A 19600-nucleotide genomic window follows, 5' to 3' on the forward strand; every position below is an offset into this window, starting at 1 on the left:
TGGGGCATCCAAGGCCTCCGGGGAGCCCGCGCCCGGTGCGTCATATCAGCGGGGGCCCTCCTGGCAGGCAGGCCCACCGGATGAATTAAAAGCGCCACCGGCCGTCATGAAGGCACAGAGGTTGCGGAGCGGGACGCTTTGGGGGTCCACTTCCGCGCCAGGAGACTCTTCATGAACCGCTTGCTCGCCCTGGTCGTCCCCTTCGCCCTGCTGATGGGAACCGGATGTGTCGTGGACGGCCACTACCACCGCCCCGTCCGCGCGGCCTACGTCGCTCCCGTGGCGCAGTACCGCTTCGCTGGCGCGCACCCCGTCCCCGACGACTACGGCAGCGGGTGGTGCCCGGAGGACTACGGCCACGTCCACGACTACCAGCCGCCCCAGGCGTCCTACGTCTACACGGACGACGTCTACTACTACCGGGGCCCGACGCTGGTCTGGTACTGGGACTACCACCCCATCCCGAACGGCGCCTACTGCAGCTTCCACGGGCGCCACTCGCACGACTTCTACCCGCAGGGCTCCTGGGGCGGTGGGTACTCGTATGACCGCGGCACCCGCGGCTACCGCTGGGACCGGACCCACGCGGCCTCCGCCGGGAACATCCGCTACAACAGCGGCCCGTCGCGTCAGCCGGCTCCGTACAACGGCAACTCCAACGTAGGCCGCCGCGGCCCCCCGGGCGGCACCGGCACCGGCGCCCGTCCGCCCAGTGGTTCCTCCAACAGTGGCTGGGGCCGCAACAACGCCGCTCCCGCCGCGAACAGCCGGCGTGACAACGACGACGACAACAAGGGCAGCGGCTGGAGCAGCCCCGGCAACAGCAACAAGAGCCGCGACGACGACAAGGACAACGACAGCCCCCGTAGCAGCGGCAGCAGCGGTGGCGGCTGGAGCAGCCCCGGGAGCAGCAACAGCGGGAGCAGCAACAGCGGGAGCAGCAACAGCGGGAGCAGCAACAGCGGCAGCGGCAACAGCGGCAGTGGCCGGAGCAACAGCGGCGGCAGCAGTGGGAGCAGCGGTGGCGGCTGGGGCAGCCCCGGCAGCAGCGGCCGAAGCAGCAGCGGGAGCAGTGGCAGCAGCAGCGGCGGCAGCAGTGGCAGCAGCGGACGGAGCAGTGGCAGCAGCGGACGGAGCAGTGGCAGCAGCAGCGGAAGCAGCGGTGGCGGCTGGAACACGGGCAAGTAGCTCCGGCTCCAACACCCAGAGCGGAGCGCGCGGCCAGGCGCTCCGTGCGCTCCTCCGCATCCCATGCAGGACCCCGGCACCGGGCGCGGCCTTCCGTCACTGGCGGAAGGCAGGCTCCCGGTGCCGACGTGTTTTCAACATCCGGAAGCCTCGCCGTCCCAGGCATCCCTCCCTCGCGCGCACCGGGGCGTCCTGCAGGGGACGGACGGAGCCCGGGAACGGATTGCGATCGCGACGGACCGTGAAGATGTTGCGGCGCGATGAGACAACTAATTCGGGCGGCGGGTGGTGCCGTGCTCGGGCTGATGGCGATGGCCTGTGGCGACGGCGGCTTCACACCGGACCCCGGCGTGCGGACCGAGGACGCCGAGGCCGTGGACTTGGAGAACCTTCGCATCCTCGTGAGCGGACAGGCCGCAGTGTTCCCGGAGGCCATGCGCGCGGACGCGCCTTCGCTGGCCGGGATGGCGCTGACGGTCGAGGAGCCCCTGCGCGTGGCCGTCAACGACGCGGCCGCCACCTTCGCCACCGGCGAGGTGTCCGAGGACGGCTCGTTCCGCGTCACCGACGTGCCCGTGCGCGACATCCACCAGGGGCTGGGGATGGGCCTCGCGCACGACGGCCTCGTGCGCAGCACCACGCTCGTCTACGACACCGCCTTCACCGGCACCCGTCCACGAACGGACATCATCGACGCGCGGGCGTGGGCCCTGCCCATCGCCTTCGTCGACCAGTTGGGCGCCGCCGTGGGAGCGCCCCGCCTCGCGGGCCACACCGGCGACCCGGCGGCCACATTGGCCACCGCGGGCTTCGTGCTCGGCCGCGTGGTGGACCTGAACGGCCAGCCCGTCAGCGGCGTGCGCGTGGCGCTCGACCGGAGCGACCTTTCGGACCGGCTCTACTACCCGTCCGAGGACCTCGCCTCCGTGAGCCAGGCGGGCACCGCGTCCCACGGACTGTTCCTCTACGTGCACTCCGCGGGCGTCGTTGAGTCCTTCAAGGTGTCCGTGGAAGGACAGGACGCCTACGTCGCGCGCAACGTGGACGTCGGCCCCGGCCTGGGCGTGGTCCTCACCGTGTACCCTGGACGCTACGCGCCATGACCCACCCTCGACGGCCCCGTGGCGGGCCTTCTTCGAGGGAGGTCGGGCCGGACTTCCACCGCCGCGCGGTGTCCGCCCGTTGTCGCATCTCACCCCGACAGGTCGGATATCCCTGCCTTCGGCGGACATGCGGCGGCCCTGGCGTCGTATTGCCGGAGCACCCCTGAAGGCGTGATGTTCGGGCAGGTGCGATGCTGGCGTTCCAGGGGGGACGCGGACAATGAGCGGCCGATCCATGCCACGAAGCACGGCGTTGGTCCGTGCCCTTGCGCGCAGTTCCGCGGCCGCAGCCTGCCTGGTGGGCCTGTTGGTGCTGGTGGGGTGGGCACTGGACGTCATGGTGCTCAAGTCCATGGGCGCCGCGCTGCCGGCGATGCGCCCCAGCGCCGCGCTCGGCTTGATGTTCGCGGGCGGCGCGCTCGGCACGCGCCTGAGGTGCCACGCGAGCGCGAAGCATCGCCAGTTGGGCACCGTGCTGGCCTGGGCCACCGCCGTCCTGGGCGCGGCGAGCCTCCTGGACAGCTTCATCACCGGCGGCACCGGAGGACTGGATGCGCTGTTGCTGCGCCTCTTCGGAGCAGACGGCTTCGCGTCCCCCGGCATCAAGCCCTCGCCCCTGACGTCGCTGTGCCTGCTGCTGCTGGGCCCGGCGCTGGCGCTGTTGGACAAGGGCGCGCCCCAGCGGCTGTCGTGGTCGGACGCGCTGGTGGCGCTGGCGTTGATGGCGGCGCTGATGGGCCTCAACGGCTTCCTGCTGGGCCCGCTGGTGACGCCCGCCGCCGTGCCGTTCTTCCAGGAGCGCAGCATGGGGCTGCACACCACCTGCATGCTCATCCTCCTGGCGGTGGGTACGCTGTGCGCGCGCCCGGATCTGGGGCTGATGGCGCGGCTCACGCAGGACACGCTGGGCGGCTTCTTGGCGCGGCGGCTGGTGCCGGTGACGCTGCTGGGGCCACCGGTGCTGGGGCTGACGCTGGTGGTGCTGCACCTGTCGGGCGCGCTCGGCCACGACGCGAAGTTCCCCCTCTTCGCCACCGTGGTGGCCGCTGGCGGCGCCACGCTGGTGCTGATGGCGGCGCGCGCGCTGGACCTGCTGGACACCGAACGCAGGCGGGCCACCACCGCGCTGGAGGCCTCCGAGGTGCGATTCCGCACCTTCCTGGACACCGCGCCCGACCCGATGGTCGTGTTGGACGCCACCGGCCGGGTGCGCTTCGCCAACGCGGAGGCGGAGCGCGTGTTCGGCTACCGGCGCGAAGCCCTGCTGGACCGGAGCGTGGAGCTGCTGGTGCCCGAAGGGCTCCACGGACCATCCAACCCCAGCGCCACGCCGCGCCCCACCGGAGGCGGGCGGATGGTGTCCGGCCGGCGCCAGGACGGCACCTGCGTGCCGTTGGAAGTGCGGCTGTCCCCGCTGGAGGGCGAGGACGACGCCACGACCATCGCCATCCTGCGCGACGTCACCGAACGCCGCGACCTGGAGAAGCTGCGCGAGGAGTACGTGGGCCTCATCTCCCACGACCTGCGCAACCCCCTGCACACCATCAACCTGCGCGCCCACCTGCTCCAGCGCGCGCTGCACGAGCGGAAGCTGGAGCGCGAAGGCCACATGGCCCAGGCCATCATCCACAACGTGGAGTGGATGAACACGATGATTGAAGAGCTGCTGGAGGGCTCACGCCTGGAGTCCGGCAGCGTGACGCTGCGCCGCGCACCGCGCGACCTGGGCCGCTTCCTGGAAGAGGTGCTGGAGCGCGACGTGGCCCCCGACGCGCGCGAGCGCTTCCGGCTGCACCTGGGGACCTCCATTCCCCCCGTCCCCATGGACGCCGCGCGGCTGGAGCGCGTGGTGACCAACCTCCTGACCAACGCCATCAAGTACAGCCCCAAGGGCACGCCGGTGGACGTGCGCCTCTCCGCCGTGCACGACCAGGCCGTGGTGTCGGTGAGCAACCTGGGCGCGGGCCTGGCCGCCCAAGACGCCGCGCGCCTGTTCGACAAGTACTACCGCACCGAGGACGGACGCTCCGCGGACGGCAAGGGGCTGGGCCTGGGGCTCTACATCAGCCGGCTCATCGTGGAGGCCCACGGCGGCCACATCTGGGTGGAGAGCGAACCGGACCAGGGCGCCACCTTCTTCTTCAGCGTGCCGCTGGAGGCCGCCGCGGAGCCCGAAGCCAGTGAGACCGAAGCCAATGAGACCGAAACCGTGAGGCAACGCGCCGGCTAGCGGGACACGAACCAGCGGGGCAGCCAGTCCGCGCCCTTCGCGGTGGTCAGCCGCGTCTGGCCCGTGCCGTCCGCGCGCATCAGGTACAGGTCGGTGTCGCCATCGCGCTCGGAGACGAACACCAGCGCCTTGCCGTCCGGACTCCACGCCGGCATGTCGTCGCGGTGGGTGCCGTCCGTGAGCGCCACCGGCGCCCCACCCGCCACCTTCGCCAGCCAGAGGCGGCTCTTGCCGTCCGGAGACCGCGCCACGTACGCCACGCGCTGGCTGTCCGGGCTGAACGCGGCCTCGCGCTCGTCGCCCGCGTAGCCTTCACCCGACAGCGCGCGCAGGTCGGAGCCATCCGGCCGCACCAGGTACATCCGCTCCCGGCGCTCGCGGTTGCTCACGAACAGGAGCCACTGGCCATCCGGGCTCCACTGCGGTGAGCGGTCCTCCATGTAGAACGTGGTGATGCGGCGAGGCTCGCCCGTGCCGTCCGCGCGGTAGACGTAGACCTCCGGGTCCCCGTCGCCGCTGCATACGCACGCCACCTGCGTGCCGTCCGGAGACACCGACGGTTCGAAGCAGCCCTGCTTCACGTGCGTCAGCTGCGTGTCCACGGCGTTCGCGGTGGGCAGCGCGCGCACCACGTCGCTGAAGCCCTGCGCGTCCGACTCCGTCACCAGCCACGTGCCGTCCGGGCCCCAGCTCGCGTTGCGCGCGCGGGTCCGGGGCGGATGCAGCGCCACCGTCGCGCCGCCGTCCAGGGGCTGCACGCGCAGTTGCTGGAACACGCGCCCGTTCGCCTCGCCCGACGCCACCACCAGCAGTTGCTTGCCGTCCGGCGACGGCGGGCCGGGGTATTCATCCTCCGGCGCGGAGGTGACCTGCGTCTCCTTCCCGTCAGGCGTCACCCGCCAGACGTCCTTCTGTCCCGCCCGTTCGGAGAGGAAGACGATGGTGCCCGGCAGGGCCCGCCGCTCCGCGTCCGACAGCTGTGACGGGGTGCCAGGGACCGGGGTGGAAGCGCCGCCACAGCGGCCCTCGCACCCCACGGCACCCAGCAACCCGAGCACGGCGCACCACGTCCGTGCCCGGTGGGGCCCCAAACGCGCCTTCCGTTCAAGGCCCCGTGCCTTCACTTCAGCGCACCCGGACGGCGTCGGCGATGACCACCGAGCCCGCCGTCGTCCAGCGGCTCAGCTGCACCTTGTTCCAGCCAGCGGTGAAGCTGTACGAGCCCAGTTGCACCCACTTGCCGCCGTTGGCCTGCTGGTTCACGGTCGCCGTGCCCAGGTTGGTGCCAGCCGCGTTGAAGGAGATGAACGCCGCGGCGGAGGCGCGGTTCGTGCCCTCCACCCACCAGGCGTCCACCGTGCGCGTCTGCGCGGTGGGCAGGTAGAACCAGAACGTCGCCGGCGCGGAGACGGCCTCCGTGTTCGCGAAGTAGTAGCCGCTGCCGTAGTAGCCGGCGCTGCTGCCCGCGGTCCACGCGCCCGTCAGCTCGAAGCGCGCCTTGGAGGCGTCGTTGTTGGCGGTGTTGCTGTCGATGATGATGTCAGCGGACGGCGCCGTGCCGCAGTAGCCGTTGATCTTGCTGAGGTAGGACGCCCACGGCCAGTTGGGACCCGGGTCCGTGCGCGTCGCCGGCTGCAGCTTGCCGTGCGCCACGATGTGGTAGCTGTCCATCAGGATGGCGTTGTCACGCGCGATGTCGCACGACAGCTTCGCGGACGTCTCGATGAGGCCCGACGTGAACGTCCCGCTGGCGAACCCGCCGTGCTCGATGCCGATGGTGAAGTGGTTGGACTGCGTGCCGTTGAGCCAGCACTCCTTGCTGCTGTTGAGCGTGCAGTCGTACGTCGCGCCGATGTGGAAGGCGCGGTTGGCCTCGTTCACCAGCTGGGACACTTCGCTGCCGCTCTCGTTCACCACGTAGTGCGCGCTCACGCCCGACGCGCTGTTGGTGAGCCAGCTCCAGCACGAGGAGTAGGCGCCTTCACACGTGTGGATGATGATCATCGACGGGTCGCCCGTCGAACCCGACGCGCGCGCGCCGTAGTTGCTGCTGGGCGACGGACGCCAGATGGACGCCGGGTAGTTCGGCCCCGCCGCCATCGCGCGGACCTGGGGACGCGCGAACTTCGCCTCCACCTGCACGGGCTCCAGCGTGGCGGCCACCGAGCCGTCCGTGTTGAGCGCCACCGCGCCCTCGTTGATGACCGCGTACACGCCCTTGTGCACGTGCTCCGCCTGCGCGTCCGCGTTGCTGATGCCGCTCAGCCGCGCGACCACCGACGCCCACGCGCCCAGGTCCCCGCGCTCCACCTTCGCCTCGGTGGCGAACTGGGAGAGCAGCGCCGCGCCCGCGCGGATGTTCGCCGACGCGTCCGTGCGCACCGCGTCCGCCGACACACCGGCCAGCGCCGCGCCCTGCTCCAGGTCCGCGCCGCGCAGGGCCATCAGGCCGAACGCGGGCTGCTGGCCCGGGAACTCCTCCGTGCCGCGCACCATCTGCCAGCGCGTCTCCGTGTAGGAAACCGCCTTGAGCAGCTCCGCCGGGACGTTGAACTCCTGCGCGGCCTGCGCGAACAGCGGATCCAGCTCACGCGGCGTCGCGCTGCCGGTCGTGTCCGTCGGCTGCGACGGGGTCTCGGTCTCGGAGGGGGCGGGCTCCGTGGGCTGCTGCGCCTGGGGACCACACGCGGACAGCACCAGGGCGGCGGCGGCCGCCGCGAACGGATTGCGGAACGTTGACATGAGGGAACTCCAAAGTCGGGGGAGGACTCCATGGCCCGCCCCCGCATTTCCACGGGAGAGGCCCACGTCCTTTCTACAGCACCATGCGTGCCAGCCCCGTCCAGCCCGTCACCTTCGTCCAGTTTTCTTCCGTGATCGGTACATCCATGCACCACCCTCGCGAACCCCCTCCGACACCCCTTGTTTCCAAACACCTGAAATCATGGAATTGCCTACATCCCAGGACCCAAGGATACGGATTGCGGCGAGGATGGTGCATGCCTGTCGCACTGACGTTTTTCAGGACATCTTTGACGTAACGTTTTGTTACATCTTTTCCTGTATCAGGCGGGATTTCGGACATGGGCGGACCGCGAGGGCGATCGGCCCCAGGGGCGGGGAGGTACGAGCGGGTGCGAAGGGCCAACACGGGGCCGGGCCATCCGCTATGACGCCAGCATCATGCGGCTCTTCGGCATTGGCGACACGCACCTGCCCTCCACGCGGCAGAAGGACATGCACCGCTTCGGTTGGACGGACCATCCGCTCCCGCTGCAACGCGCGTGGGACGAACGGGTGCGGCCGGAGGACGTGGTCATCGTCGCGGGCGACATCTCCTGGGCCACGCGGGCGCATGAGGTGATGGACGACCTGGCGTGGCTGGACGCGCGGCCCGGGCGCAAGGTGCTGGTGCGCGGCAACCACGACTACTGGTGGGGCGACTCCGCGTCCAAGCTGCGCAAGTTGCTGGAGCCGTTCCGCACGCTGGAGGGCTTCCTCCACAACAGCGCGGTGGTGATGGGCCCGTGGGTCATCGCCGGCACGCGGCTGTGGACCGCGCCGGAAGCGCCGCCCATGCCCGGCGGGGAGATGGGCGACGAGCCGTCCGACGCGGGCTACGTGGAGCGCGAGACGCGAAGGCTCACCGCGTCGATGGAGGATGCGCACAAGAAGGAGCAGGCCAGTCGCACACCGCTCACGCGCATCGTCGCCGTGCACTTCCCGCCGGTGTACGCCAACGAGCGGACCACCGCGTTCAGCGCCCCCATCGAAGCGTTCGCGCCCAAGGTCTGCGTCTACGGCCACCTGCACGCGAGCGGCATCAGCGCGGGCTTCACCGGGGAGCGGGGCGGCGTGAAGTACGTGCTCGCCTCGTGCGACGCCGCCGGCTTCACGCCCCTGCTGCTCGACGAACAGTGACGAAGTGGGGGCGTCCCCTCCCCGCGCTCGGCGGGCTGGGATGCACCCGACCCACCACGTTGGCCCGGGAGCCCGACACGGGGCGTTGTGCCTGGGAATCCCACCGGATGGGCGGAGCGTTGCGTGTGCTTTGTCGACAGACGGGAGTGTCCCGTTAAGCTGGGGTTGGCTTCCTCACTACCGGGAAGCAAGGAGTTGGAAGTCATGCCGTCGGACAAGACCGAGCTCGCCGCCAGGATCGCCATCCTTCAGTCGGGGGATTCCGTCCGAGGGCTCATCTTCAAATCCGTGTTCAGCCTGGTGCAGCAGCACGCGGGCGCGAACGGGATGGAGAAGGTTCGCGTGGGGGAGCTGGACCACGACTACGCGGAGCTGCGCTCGTATCCGGCGCGGGAGCTGCTCACCCTGCTCTACACCGTGGCCGACCTGCTGGAGGGCCAACTGGGTTCCGCCGAGGCCGTGTTCCAGGCGTGCGGCGAGGTGAGCATCACGCGCTACTCCACCGGACCGGGGATGCTCATCTTCGGCATCATCTCCCGCGGAGACCCGCAGAAGCTCTTCGCTGGCGCGCAGATGGCGTACAGCGCGGCGGTGTCCTACGGCAACCGCGAGTACCTCACCACGGGGACCAAGTCCGGCACCCTGCGCATGCGCCGGGACATGATGCCGCCCGCGTACCACGTGGGCATCCTCACCGGTTCGCTCAAGGTCCTGGGGCTCACGGGCAGCGTCACCGCGAAGCAGCAGGGCCTGGACCGCGTGGACTACGACATCCAGTGGAGCTGAGGGCCTCGGTCCTCCCGAACCCGTCGCTCCCCGCACCGCGTCGCCTGAACTTCAGTCGACGCGGGTGAAGGTCACATCCAGCTGCGCGACGACGCGCTCACCCACGGACGCGGTGCACGCGAACGTGTGGTCCGCGCCGCGCACCTTCGTGCGTTGGGACCCGAACACCACCGTCTGGCCCGAATAGGCCAGGCTGTCCGCGGCCAGCTTCACGTCCTTCGCCACGAAGCGGGCGGTCTCGCTCTTCTCCAGCGCGCGGCCCAGCGTGGTCGCCATGCGCGTCATGCCGCCCGCGACGACGGCCACCGGCATCACCGGGTGCATCGCGAAGTGGCCCTTGCACAGCTCCGGGGTGACGACCAGCGACGACTGCAGCGCGTCCCCCTCCGTCCGCCAGTCCGTCAGCTCCAGCGGCTTGCTGTAGGGGTTGGACCGCAGCTTCGCCCACTCTTCCGGCGTGCGCTGCACGTTGTCCGCGGGACGGGGCGCGGCGCGCATCTCCAGCTTCGCCTGACCGAACAGGCGGGTGAAGGCGGCGGCGGACAGCACGTTGTAGTCCACCTCCAGCCGGAACAGCGGCGTGCCGTCCGACGCGGAGAGCAGCGTGCGCGCCGTGCAGGTGCGCTTGCCCGTGTACTCCGCCTGCGCCAGGGCCCACAGCAGGTCCGAGGTGCGCTCCTGCGCCTGGGGCGCCAGCCACTGACCGCGCGCGGCGCTCGCCAGATAGAAGTGCTGCCCGTCCTTGGGCGCCACCAGCGCGGAGGCGCAGGAGCCCAGGATGGCCAGGTGACGGCCCGCCTCGCCCAGGCCAATCGGCATCGCCTGCGCGTCGGGGTCCATCTGCACCGGCACCCGAGCCACCACCTCACCCGGCAGCACCGTCACGTCCTTGAGCGCGAAGTACGGATCACGCACGCAGATTCGCGGGTACAGCTCCTGCGCGCTCAGCACCGTGTACGGCGCCGCCTCCGACAGAGGCATCAGCGGCCGGTCCGTCCACGGCATGACGGACTTCACGGCGGAAACCGAGGAGGACATGGAGGCGGGGGCGATGGCCTGGAGCATGGAAGGCTGACCTCGTTTCAGACGCCGGGTGTCGGGGGACACCTGGCCGCAGGGTAACCAAGTTCTCGTACGTCGGGACAGGATTATTTCTGCCCCGCGAAAAGATTCTCGATTGATCGGCGAAAGTGTTGCTGCCCTACCGTATTTTTTTATCCGAACCGGAATTCACGGACGCCGGGCGGCCAAGATGGAGCACCTGTAGCGCGACGTAAACCCCCTGATGACGAACAGTGTCATCCACTGAAGGGTCAATCCGACCCCGGGGTTACAGGCGTTTTTTGAGTGATTCCGGGGGCTTGTACAGCGGACTGGGCCCTCCAGCAACCAAGACACCGCGTGAATGCCGAAACATTTTCTATTCACGGGGTGAAGTCCGGGTGCGTCAGGCGCCGGAGGCCGGGAAGGCCCCCGGTGCCGGATTACAGCTCCACCTGGCTTCCCAGCTCCACCACGCGGTTGGGGGGAATCCGGAAGTAGGCGGTGGCGCTGCGGGCGTTGCGGCTCATCCAGGAGAAGAGGGCCTCGCGCCAGCCGGCCATGGCGCGCTTCTTGGTGGGGATGAGGGTTTCGCGGCCCAGGAAGAAGCTGGTGCCCATGAGCTGGAACTGGAGGCCCTTCTCCCGGCAGCGCTTGAGGATGTCCGGGATGCTGGGGTTCTCCATGAAGCCGTAGCGGGCGATGACGCGCACGAAGCCCTGCTCCAGGGGCTCCACCTCCACGCGCTCCGCGCCCACCACGTGGGGAATCTCCTCGGAGATGATGGTGAGCAGCACCACCTGCTCGTGCAGCACCTTGTTGTGCTTCAGGTTGTGCAGGAGCGCCGGGGGGGTGCCTTCCGGGTTGCCCGTCATGAAGATGGCGGTGCCGGGCACGCGCACCGGCGGGTGGTCCCCGAAGCTGTCCAGCAGGTCCTTGAGGCTGATGCTCGCCGCGCGCAGCTTGGCCGAGAGGATGTCGCGCCCCCGCTTCCACGTGGTCATCAGGGTGAAGACGCACACGGCGAGCAGCAGCGGGAACCAGCCGCCGTCGGCGATCTTCGCCGCGTTGGCGCCGAAGAAGGCCAGGTCCACCAGCATGAACAGCCCCGCGATGGGCAGCGCCACGGCGCGGCGGACGCCCCAGCGCTCGCGGGCCACCACGTACGCGAGCATCGTGGTGATGCCCATGGTCGTCGTCACCGCGATGCCGTACGCGGCCGCCAGCCGGCTGGAGGAGCCGAAGCCCAGCACCAGTGTGATGACGCCCACCAGCAGCGCGCCGTTGATGCCGGGCAGGTAGATCTGCCCCATCTCCTCCGCGGACGTGTGCACCACCTCCATGCGCGGGCAGTAGCCCAGCTGCATCGCCTGCCGGGTGGTGGAGAAGGAGCCGGAGATGAGGGCCTGCGACGCAATCACCGCGGCGGCGGTGGACAGGGCCACCAGCGGGTACAGCGCCCAGTCAGGGGCCAGGAGGAAGAAGGGGTTACGGGCGGCCTCCGCGTGGCGCAGCAGCAGCGCGCCCTGCCCCAGGTAGTTGAGCACCAGCGACGGCAGCACCAGCAGGAACCAGGCGCGCCGGATGGGGCCCGCGCCGAAGTGGCCCATGTCCGCGTAGAGCGCCTCGCCGCCCGTCACCACCAGGATGACGGCGCCCAGCACCAGGAAGCCGTGCCACCCGTTGTCCATGAAGAAGGTCACGGCGTGCACGGGCGACAGCGACCAGAGCACCGCGGGGTTGTGGACGAGCTCCTTCACGCCCAGCACCGCCAGCACCAGGAACCACACGCACATGAGCGGCCCGAACACCGAACCGATGCCGCCCGTCCCCTTGCGCTGCACCAGGAACAGCAGCGCCAGGATGACGAGCGAGATGGGAATCACGTACGGCTCGAAGACGGGCGTGGCCACGCTCAGGCCCTCCACCGCGCTCAGCACGGAGATGGCCGGGGTGATGACCCCGTCGCCGTAGATGAGCGCCGCGCCGAACAGGCCCAGGGTGATGAGCATGGGCCGCGCTCGGTGCGACTGGCCCCGGGGGCGCTGCATGGCCAGGGCCATCAGCGCCAGGATGCCGCCCTCGCCCCGGTTGTCCGCGCGCATCACGAAGATGAGGTACTTCACCGACACGACGATGATGAGCGCCCAGACGATGAGCGACAGCACGCCCAGCACGTTGGCCGGCGTCGGGGTGACGCCGTGCACACCGGAGAAGCACTCGCGCAGCGCGTACAGCGGGCTGGTTCCGATGTCTCCGTAGACGATGCCCAGCGCGCCCAGCGCCAGCATCGCGATGCGTTTGGGGGATTCCGGCCCCTCCGAAGAGGGGGCCGTTGAGTCCGAGGGTGCGTTCACGGCCCCCGCTTTAGCCGAACCCCGGGCCGCCGCAACCGTGGCCACCTCCCTCCTTTGCTTTCCAACCGCTCCCAGGTGCTCCCATGTGGGCACCCAGGCCCCCTGCCCCCCGGGGCGCCGCTCCCGGGAACGAGGCGCGTGCATTCCACCAACGGTCCCGGGGTTTGGGTGTCCTGCATCCGCGAAAGCGGGGATGGCGGGACCTGGGACGCAGTGCGTGCCGGGGGCTGCTGTGTTTCCATGGAGAGGCAGCGGGGGGATGGCATGACGATGGTGGCGACCAGCAGGCTGGGCGAGGCGCGGCATTTCGGGGCGCATGCTCCGGAGATCGAGGAGCGGCTGGCGCTTCTGGCCGAGGCCTCGAGGGTGTTGGCGGATGCATCGCTGGAGCCCCCCGCGGTGATGGAGCGGCTGTGCGGGCTGGTGGTGCCGCTCCTGGGGACCGCGTGCGCGCTGCGGCTGCTCTCGGAGGATGGACTGTGGCTGCGCACGGTGGCGTCGGCGTCTTCCGCGCCGGAGTCGCGGGCGCGCTTCCAGGCGCTCATCTCCCAGCGGATGCGCGCGGACGAGGGCGTGGCGGCGGAGGTGCTGGACACGGGCCAGGCGCAGGGGGTGGAGGCGGTGCTGGTGCTGCCCCTGCGGGCGCGCGGGCAGGCGATGGGGACGCTGACGGTGTGGCGGGACGCGCCGGAGCCCAGGGACAGCGAACCGTTCGACCCTGGGGAACAGCTGTTGCTCCAGGAGCTGGCGGACCGGGCGGCCATGGCGCTGGACGTGGCGCGGGCGTACGCGGCGGAGCGGCAGGCCCGTCAGGCGGCGGAGGTGGCGGCGGGGCGGCTCGCGCGGCTGCAGCACGTCACCGCGGAGCTGTCGGAGGCGCTCACCGCCACGCGCGTGGCGGAGGTGGTGCTGGAGCAGGGGCTGGCGGTGGCGGACGCGACGGGCGGGGGCCTGTGGCTGGTGGACCCGGACACGGCGCGCGTCACCCTGCTGCGCTGCGCGGGCTGCACCCCGGACGCGGAGGAGCGGCTGCGGCGGGTGCCCCTCACCGAAGAGGCGCCCGCGGCCCGCTGTCTGCGGGAGTTGCGGCCCGTGTGGCTGGAGCGGGGGGACGCGCTGGAGGGAATGCGCAAGCCCGCCCTGTCGTCGGCGTGTCTGCCCCTGGTGGTGGACGGCCGCGCGCTGGGGGCGCTGGTGTTCGCGTTCAGCATGCCGCACGGGTTCGACGAGGACGAGCGGGCCTTCCTCCAGTTGGTGGCTCACCACGCGGCGCAGGCGCTGTCGCGCGCTCGGCTCCTGGAGGGGGAGCAGCGGGCGCGGGCGGCGCTGCGCGAGGCGCACCAGACGCTGGAGGCCATCATCCAGGCGAGCCCCGCGGCCATCATGCTGTTGGATCCGGACGGCACGGTGCGGCTGTGGAATCCGGCCGCGGAGCGGATGCTGGGGTGGACGGCGGAGGAGGTGATGGGGAAGGTGTTGCCGGCGGTGCCGCCGGAGCACTGGGACGCGTTCCGGCACAGCCTGGAGCGGGCCACGCGGGGCACGGTGCTGGACGGCGCCCCCCTGGCGGGGCGCAGGCGGGACGGCAGCGCGGTGCAGATGGCGGTGTGGACGGGCCGGGTGTACCCGGCGAACGGGCCGCCGCAGTGCCTGACCATGATGGTGGACATCACCGAGCGTCAGCGGGGCGAGGCGGCGCAGCGCTTCCTCGCGGAGGCCGGCGGGGTGCTGGCGGGGAGCCTGGAGGAGGAGGAGACGCTGGAGCGCGTGGCGCACCTGGCGGTGCCCGCGTACGCGGAGACGTGCGGCGTGTTCCTGGAGGACGAATCCGGCGCGGTGCGGTGCGTGGCCACGGCGGGCGGAGGCGAGGTCTCCGAGGTGCCGCCTCCGGGGCTGGTGGTGGTGACGCGGGTCATCCAGTCGGGGCGGCCGGAGACGCGCTCGGGGCTGTCGGACGCGGACCCGACGAGCGCTTGCGCGGGCGGGACGTTCGCGTACCTGTGTGTGCCCTTGCAGGTGCGGGGGCACACGCTGGGGGCGCTGACGTTCGTCACGTCGAAGCGGGCGTACGACGCGCAGGACCTGTCGCTGGCGCAGGAGCTGGCGCGGCGGGCGGCGCTGGCGTTGGACAACGCGAGCCTCTACCGGGACGCTCGGCAGGCCATCCGGCTGCGCGAGGAGTTCCTGTCCATCGCGAGCCATGAGCTGAAGACGCCCATCAGCGCGCTGGTGCTCCAGGTGCAGAGCCTGATGGCGGGGCTTGCGCGTTCGGGGGCGCAGTTCGACCCGGAGCGCCTGCGGCGGGGCCTGGAGCGGGTGGACCGGCAGGTGAAGCGGCAGACGCTGCTGGTGAACGACCTGTTGGACGTGTCGCGCCTGAGCGCGGGGAAGCTGGAGCTGGTGCTGGTGCCGCTGGAGCTGGGCGCGCTGGTGCGGGAGGTGGCGGAGCGCTTCGAGCCGGAGTTCGCGCGCTCGGGCACGCCGCTGGAATTGTCCCTGGCGCCGGAGGTGCGGGGGCAGTGGGACCGGCTGCGGTTGGATCAGGTGCTCACGAACCTGATGTCCAACGCGCTGAAGTACGGGCGGGGCAACCCGGTGCGCGTGGATTTGGAGGTGGCCGAAGGCAGGGCGCGGCTGCGGGTGAAGGACGGCGGCATCGGCATCGCGAGGGAGCACCTGCCGCGCCTGTTCCACCGCTTCGAGCGCGCGGTGTCCGAGCGCAACTACGGCGGCTTCGGGCTGGGCCTGTGGATCGCCCGCCAGATTGTCGAGGCGATGGGCGGCTTCATCGAGGTGGACAGCGTCCTGGGCGAAGGCTCCACGTTCCGCGTGGACCTGCCGCGCGGCTGAGCGTCAACGGCGGAGGATGGTGGGGAGGCCCTCGGCGATGACGCCACAGCCGCGCTCGGGGGACCGGGGGTGCAGGACGTGGCAGCGTTCGGGGGCGGCGCAGTCCGCATCCTGGGCGCAGGCCTGGACGCAGTAGCCGCTGGCCGCGTCGCAGGTGAGGCCCCGGGCGCAGGGGGCTTCTTGCGAACAGCGCGTGCGGCATTCGAAGGCCTGGGTTTCGAGGCTGGGCTCCGCGAAGCCGCGCAGGCAGTCCTGGTTGGCGGCGCAGGGCGCGTCGTCCTGGCAGGCCTGTCCCACGAAGGGCTGGCAGACGGGCACTTCGCCTTCGTAGCCCTTGTCGCAGCGCTGGCCCTGGGCGCAGGGACGGTCGCGGCAGCTGGGGATGCAGGCGCCCAGGACGCGGAAGGGATTCGCCGCGCACTCCGTCCCGAGGGTGCAGGTGCCGGAGGCGTGCACGTCACACGGCGTGCCGCAGCGCTCCTGGACGCAGTGCAGTCCCGGGACGCAGGTGTCCTCCGGCTCCGGACCGGAGGGCGAGCATTTCTCTCCGGCACCGCGCAGGCCCAGGCGGGTGCAGCGGCGGAGGCTCAGACCGGATGCGGAGGTGTCCACGGGGTGGCAGGTCTCCGCGGAGGTGCACTCGGACGTGTCGTCGCAGAAGCTGCGCAGCAAGCGACATTCGCGGAAGCCGTAGTCCCGGTTGCGCGCGCACACCCTGCCTGGGGGACACGCGTCGTCCGCGTCGCAGAGGTCCGTACAGGAGAGTGAAGCCTGGGTGTCCGCGCGGCAGTTGGAGGGGACTTCGAAGGGGAGCTGGACGCCGTTGCTCAGGACGACGATGCCGGGAGGAAGGGCCCCGGCGGAGGCATCGTCGTCCGGTGCGTCGCTGTCTTCCAGGTCCAGATGGACGGGCCGTTCGAGCAGGTCGGCCTGGGAGGTGAGGTCCGGCCCCGGCCACGCGAGCCACACCGCCGTGCCCACCGCGAACACACCCGCGAGCAGGGCGATGAGGATGCAGAGGGTGCGCGGATTCACCGGGGGCCCCTGGGGTTCATCGGCTGGGGCTCGCCGCGAGCACCTGCTGCATCCACCGCTGACTCTCCTCGTCCCGGGTCACGAGCCCGTCGAAGCGACCCGCACGCATCATGTCCACGAGGGGTCGGTCCTGCGCGACGAGTTCGGGCGTGAAGCGCGGAAAGTCCAGGTCGATCCATTCGTCCGCCGCAAGAGTTCTTCCGCTAGCGAAGCGTTCGATGCCGCGCGCATAGGTGTCGAAGAATCGGTCGAGATTCGATGCGACCGGAAGGACTTCCTTGTCGATGTGGTCATCGATGAAGACCACGGGTTGCAGCCCCAGTGCATCCGCGAGCCCGGGCACGAGCGCGAACCGGTAGGCCAGACTCGGAACCTGCCCGAACACAAGACACGACGGGAAAGGGGCTTCTCCCCGCTCCCGGAGCATCACGTTGGTGGCCACGAGCCCGTTCTCACCTTCAGGTCCGTGCAGTGCGACTTCCGCCATCCTCGCACCGCCCATCCGCCTGAAGACGGCCGCGAGCAAGGGGTCCACGGGCTGTCCCGAAAACAGCTCCCGGGACGTCCAGTCCTGCGACGCGGGAAGGCCCTCTCGCAACGGCAGCCCATATTCGCGACATGACGCCATCAGTCGCTCGAGGCCCTTGAGTGATGACTCCATCCGCGCTCCCTTCATCGCTCCAGCAACGTCTTCACCGCGCGAAGCGCATTCTGCTCCGCTGTCACGAGCCTTGAAGCGGATTCCGCCGGGACATGGACACGATGGAACCATGAACCGTAATGCTGATCGATCGTCCGAGTGAGTTCTTCGACCTGCTTGCTGTTCAATCGCTGGGCATGCGGTCCCACGGACTCCCAGATCCGGTTGATGCTCCTGTGGACCGTTCGTTCGACGGCGATCAGGTTCGCTCCCTGGTTGATGTCCATGCGAGGAAACAGCCGCGAATATTCCAGGGGGATGCGGTGGTGGATTTCGTAGTTCTCCATCCGCAGTGGCCCCAACTCCCTGGCCAGCCGGGGGTTCACGGTTTCGAAGTACTCACGCCGTGCCCATTGCCGCAGCCGCTTCTTCGCCTGTCGATCGAGTGGCTGATGAAGTGAGTCCTCCAGGAGGGAGAGGATGCGCTGGAGTTCTGCCTTCTCCCCCGCTCCGAGCGCGGCCACGCCCTCCGCCTCCGCCTTCATCCAGATGCGCTCAAGGGCTTCGCGCTCTCCAGGCGGCGTGCGGATCAACACCGTGCGGAACCACTGCGCCGCCTTCGCCCCGCCCCTCCCCAGCACCGCCACCACCGTGGGCGCCACGGCTTCGAACATCCCGAGCGTGCCCCTCGCGATGAATCCCCCCACGTACCAGTACGCGAGCTGCTCGAAGGACCACGCCCCCGCGAGCCGTACGTCATCCCGAACCTCCTGCCGCCAGTGGCGCAGGATGTCCTCGTGCATCGCCCGATACTCCTTCGCGATGTCCTCCATCGCCTCCGGTGGCGCCGGGGGCTCCAGCGTCTTCGCCGCCACCACCCGCCACCGTGCCCCGGCCTCGCCGCGCACGTGCCGCCCTTCCAGCTCCACTTCCACCGTGCGGCGCCCCACCGCGTGCCCGAAGGGCAGCACCGCCTGGACCAACGGCATGCGTGAATCTCCGCTCGCGGGAACCTCCTGGCGCCCCAACCCCTCCTGGACCTCGAATACCCCCGGTTCGCCCTCCTGGAGCAGGCGCATGCCCTCGAAGTGGAGCCGCGCCTGCTGACGCACCCTCCCCTCCCTCGGAACTCCCGGGACGGGCAGCAGTTGCCGGGTCACCGCCAACGCATCGGACAGCAGGGGCTGGGCCATTCCGGGCAGGGACTCCGGCACCGTCCGCGCCTGCTCGGCCATCCGTCCTGACACCGCCTCCAGGCTGAAGCGCCAGCGCTCCGGGCCCCGCTCCAGCGTGAAGCGCAGGCGCCGGCTCTTCGTGCCCACCAGCGTGGACAGACTCCGCGTCAGCTCCCGGGCGAACCCATTCCAATCCCCGGACGCGCCCGACTCCCGTCCCACCGCCGTGCGGCGGAAGGACAGCAGCGTCAGCGCGCCGCCATGCGACTGGTAGTCGAAGGTCCACGCCTCGCCCGGAACGCCACGCTCACCCGCGACCGCCCAGAGCTCGCGCACCACCCGGTCCGCTTCGGCCCGCCGGGCGCGCTCATCGCCCACGGGGCCGGCACGCTCCAACAGTCCTTCCGACGTGAACCCCAGGCCCGCGCGCTCGCCCGGGGTGTCATCTCCCAGAAACCTGTCCGACTGTCCGACAGGTTCCGCGACCACGTCTCCGTCGAAGGCACCCTCGCTCGCGCACGCCCACAGCCCGAACACCCACGACAGCCCCAGCACCGGCGGCATCCGGTACCAGGACCTCGCCACCACCCCTGCGGGAAGCCTCATCGCCTCCCGACCCTACGGGAACTACAGCGCCAGGAGCAGCAGGGACACCTGCTCCTCGGGCGAGGCCACGAGGAACGTGTCCGGCAATGATACGACCGAGGGCGGCATCAGGGAGCCGTCACAACTGCGCCGGCCTTCGTAGACCTTCCTCTGCTCCGTCGCCTTCAGCCGGTACGTGCAGTCGTTCACGTACACCGTCAACTCCTGCGGCGACAGCGTCAGCGTGACGGGGCGACCTCCGAAGCCTCCCTTGGCCTTCACCACCTCGCCTTCCTTCTTCACCTCCAGGTTCGCCACGGACGTGCCGATGTTGCCCTTCACCTGCTGGTCCTTCAGCTGCAACGACACCGGGGTCTCCCCCACCCGACCGCGCAGCGCTCCCGGCATCCGGGACAGCTGGAACGCCTGCCCCGTGACGTTGTCCTCCGTCATGAGCAGGTCATAGCTCGCCCGAGGAAGGCGCACCGAAATCGCCTCCCGAGGCTCCGCGGCCACGGCCCCTCCCAGGCCCGCGAGCACCCCCAGGACCACAGCCCCCCGACGCAATGATTGACCCTGGCGTTTCATGGACACCGTCCTCCCGGCCCACGTGGGGCCCACGTCATCATTCCCCGACAAGGTGTAACGCCCTCCCGGCGCTGACATGCCGGCCGCGCGAAATTTCGTTG

14 protein-coding genes are annotated in these 19600 nt (G+C 70.4%); 6 read left to right on the plus strand and 8 right to left on the minus strand.

Translation table 11 applies throughout. The features are described from left to right. Positions 1-171: 171 nt before the first annotated feature. The 3 genes from OV208_RS04020 to OV208_RS04030 all read left to right on the plus strand — a co-directional run bounded on the left by OV208_RS04020 (position 172) and on the right by OV208_RS04030 (position 4521). A complete protein-coding gene (locus OV208_RS04020; RefSeq protein ID WP_267572459.1) occupies positions 172-1188 on the plus strand; it encodes a hypothetical protein in 1017 nt (338 codons plus the stop codon). A 260-nt stretch (positions 1189-1448) separates the two neighbouring features. Then, positions 1449-2291, plus strand: coding sequence for a carboxypeptidase regulatory-like domain-containing protein (locus OV208_RS04025; RefSeq protein WP_267572460.1), 843 nt, complete (start codon positions 1449-1451; stop codon positions 2289-2291). Between the two features lie 235 nt (positions 2292-2526). Beyond that, positions 2527-4521, plus strand: coding sequence for a PAS domain-containing sensor histidine kinase (locus OV208_RS04030; protein WP_267572461.1), 1995 nt, complete (start codon positions 2527-2529; stop codon positions 4519-4521). On the opposite strand, the gene OV208_RS04035 is transcribed toward OV208_RS04030, so the two are convergent. Continuing rightward, the gene (locus tag OV208_RS04035) at positions 4518-5579 is read right to left on the minus strand and encodes a TolB family protein (protein ID WP_267572462.1); all 1062 of its coding nucleotides are present in this window, start codon (positions 5577-5579) and stop codon (positions 4518-4520) included. The genes OV208_RS04030 and OV208_RS04035 overlap by 4 nt on opposite strands. Positions 5580-5646: 67 nt before the next feature. Further along, on the minus strand, positions 5647-7263 hold the full coding sequence (locus OV208_RS04040; RefSeq protein ID WP_267572463.1) for an N-acetylmuramoyl-L-alanine amidase: 1617 nt from the start codon (positions 7261-7263) through the stop codon (positions 5647-5649). 441 nt (positions 7264-7704) lie between these two features. Between OV208_RS04040 and OV208_RS04045 the strand changes: the two genes are divergently transcribed. Continuing rightward, positions 7705-8442: a metallophosphoesterase gene (locus OV208_RS04045; RefSeq protein WP_267572464.1), complete on the plus strand. Its 738-nt coding sequence runs from the start codon at positions 7705-7707 to the stop codon at positions 8440-8442. 204 nt (positions 8443-8646) lie between these two features. Further along, positions 8647-9228 (plus strand): DUF2378 family protein, encoded by a 582-nt coding sequence (locus tag OV208_RS04050; RefSeq protein ID WP_267572465.1) that lies wholly within the window; start codon positions 8647-8649, stop codon positions 9226-9228. Between the two features lie 51 nt (positions 9229-9279). Here the strand turns inward: OV208_RS04050 and OV208_RS04055 are convergent, their stop codons facing one another. After that, a complete protein-coding gene (locus tag OV208_RS04055; RefSeq protein WP_267572466.1) occupies positions 9280-10293 on the minus strand; it encodes a hypothetical protein in 1014 nt (337 codons plus the stop codon). Between the two features lie 419 nt (positions 10294-10712). Further along, positions 10713-12560, minus strand: coding sequence for a potassium transporter Kup (locus OV208_RS04060; protein ID WP_267572813.1), 1848 nt, complete (start codon positions 12558-12560; stop codon positions 10713-10715). Between the two features lie 330 nt (positions 12561-12890). Here OV208_RS04060 and OV208_RS04065 point away from each other — a divergent pair, with 330 nt between their 5' ends. Then, positions 12891-15476 (plus strand): GAF domain-containing protein, encoded by a 2586-nt coding sequence (locus OV208_RS04065; RefSeq protein WP_267572467.1) that lies wholly within the window; start codon positions 12891-12893, stop codon positions 15474-15476. 3 nt (positions 15477-15479) lie between these two features. Here the strand turns inward: OV208_RS04065 and OV208_RS04070 are convergent, their stop codons facing one another. The 4 genes from OV208_RS04070 to OV208_RS04085 all read right to left on the minus strand — a co-directional run bounded on the left by OV208_RS04070 (position 15480) and on the right by OV208_RS04085 (position 19397). Further along, complete coding sequence (locus tag OV208_RS04070; RefSeq protein WP_267572468.1) at positions 15480-16511, minus strand: hypothetical protein; 1032 nt, start codon at positions 16509-16511, stop codon at positions 15480-15482. A gap of 16 nt (positions 16512-16527) precedes the next feature. Beyond that, positions 16528-16953, minus strand: a complete 426-nt coding sequence (locus OV208_RS04075) for a hypothetical protein (protein WP_267572469.1) — start codon at positions 16951-16953, stop codon at positions 16528-16530. Positions 16954-17183: 230 nt separating this feature from the next. Further along, positions 17184-18932, minus strand: coding sequence for a hypothetical protein (locus OV208_RS04080; RefSeq protein WP_267572470.1), 1749 nt, complete (start codon positions 18930-18932; stop codon positions 17184-17186). A 21-nt stretch (positions 18933-18953) separates the two neighbouring features. After that, a complete protein-coding gene (locus OV208_RS04085) occupies positions 18954-19397 on the minus strand; it encodes a hypothetical protein (protein ID WP_267572471.1) in 444 nt (147 codons plus the stop codon). Positions 19398-19600: the final 203 nt, after the last annotated feature.

The organism is Corallococcus sp. bb12-1, assembly GCF_026626765.1.
Taxonomy (GTDB): Bacteria; Myxococcota; Myxococcia; order Myxococcales; family Myxococcaceae; genus Corallococcus; species Corallococcus terminator.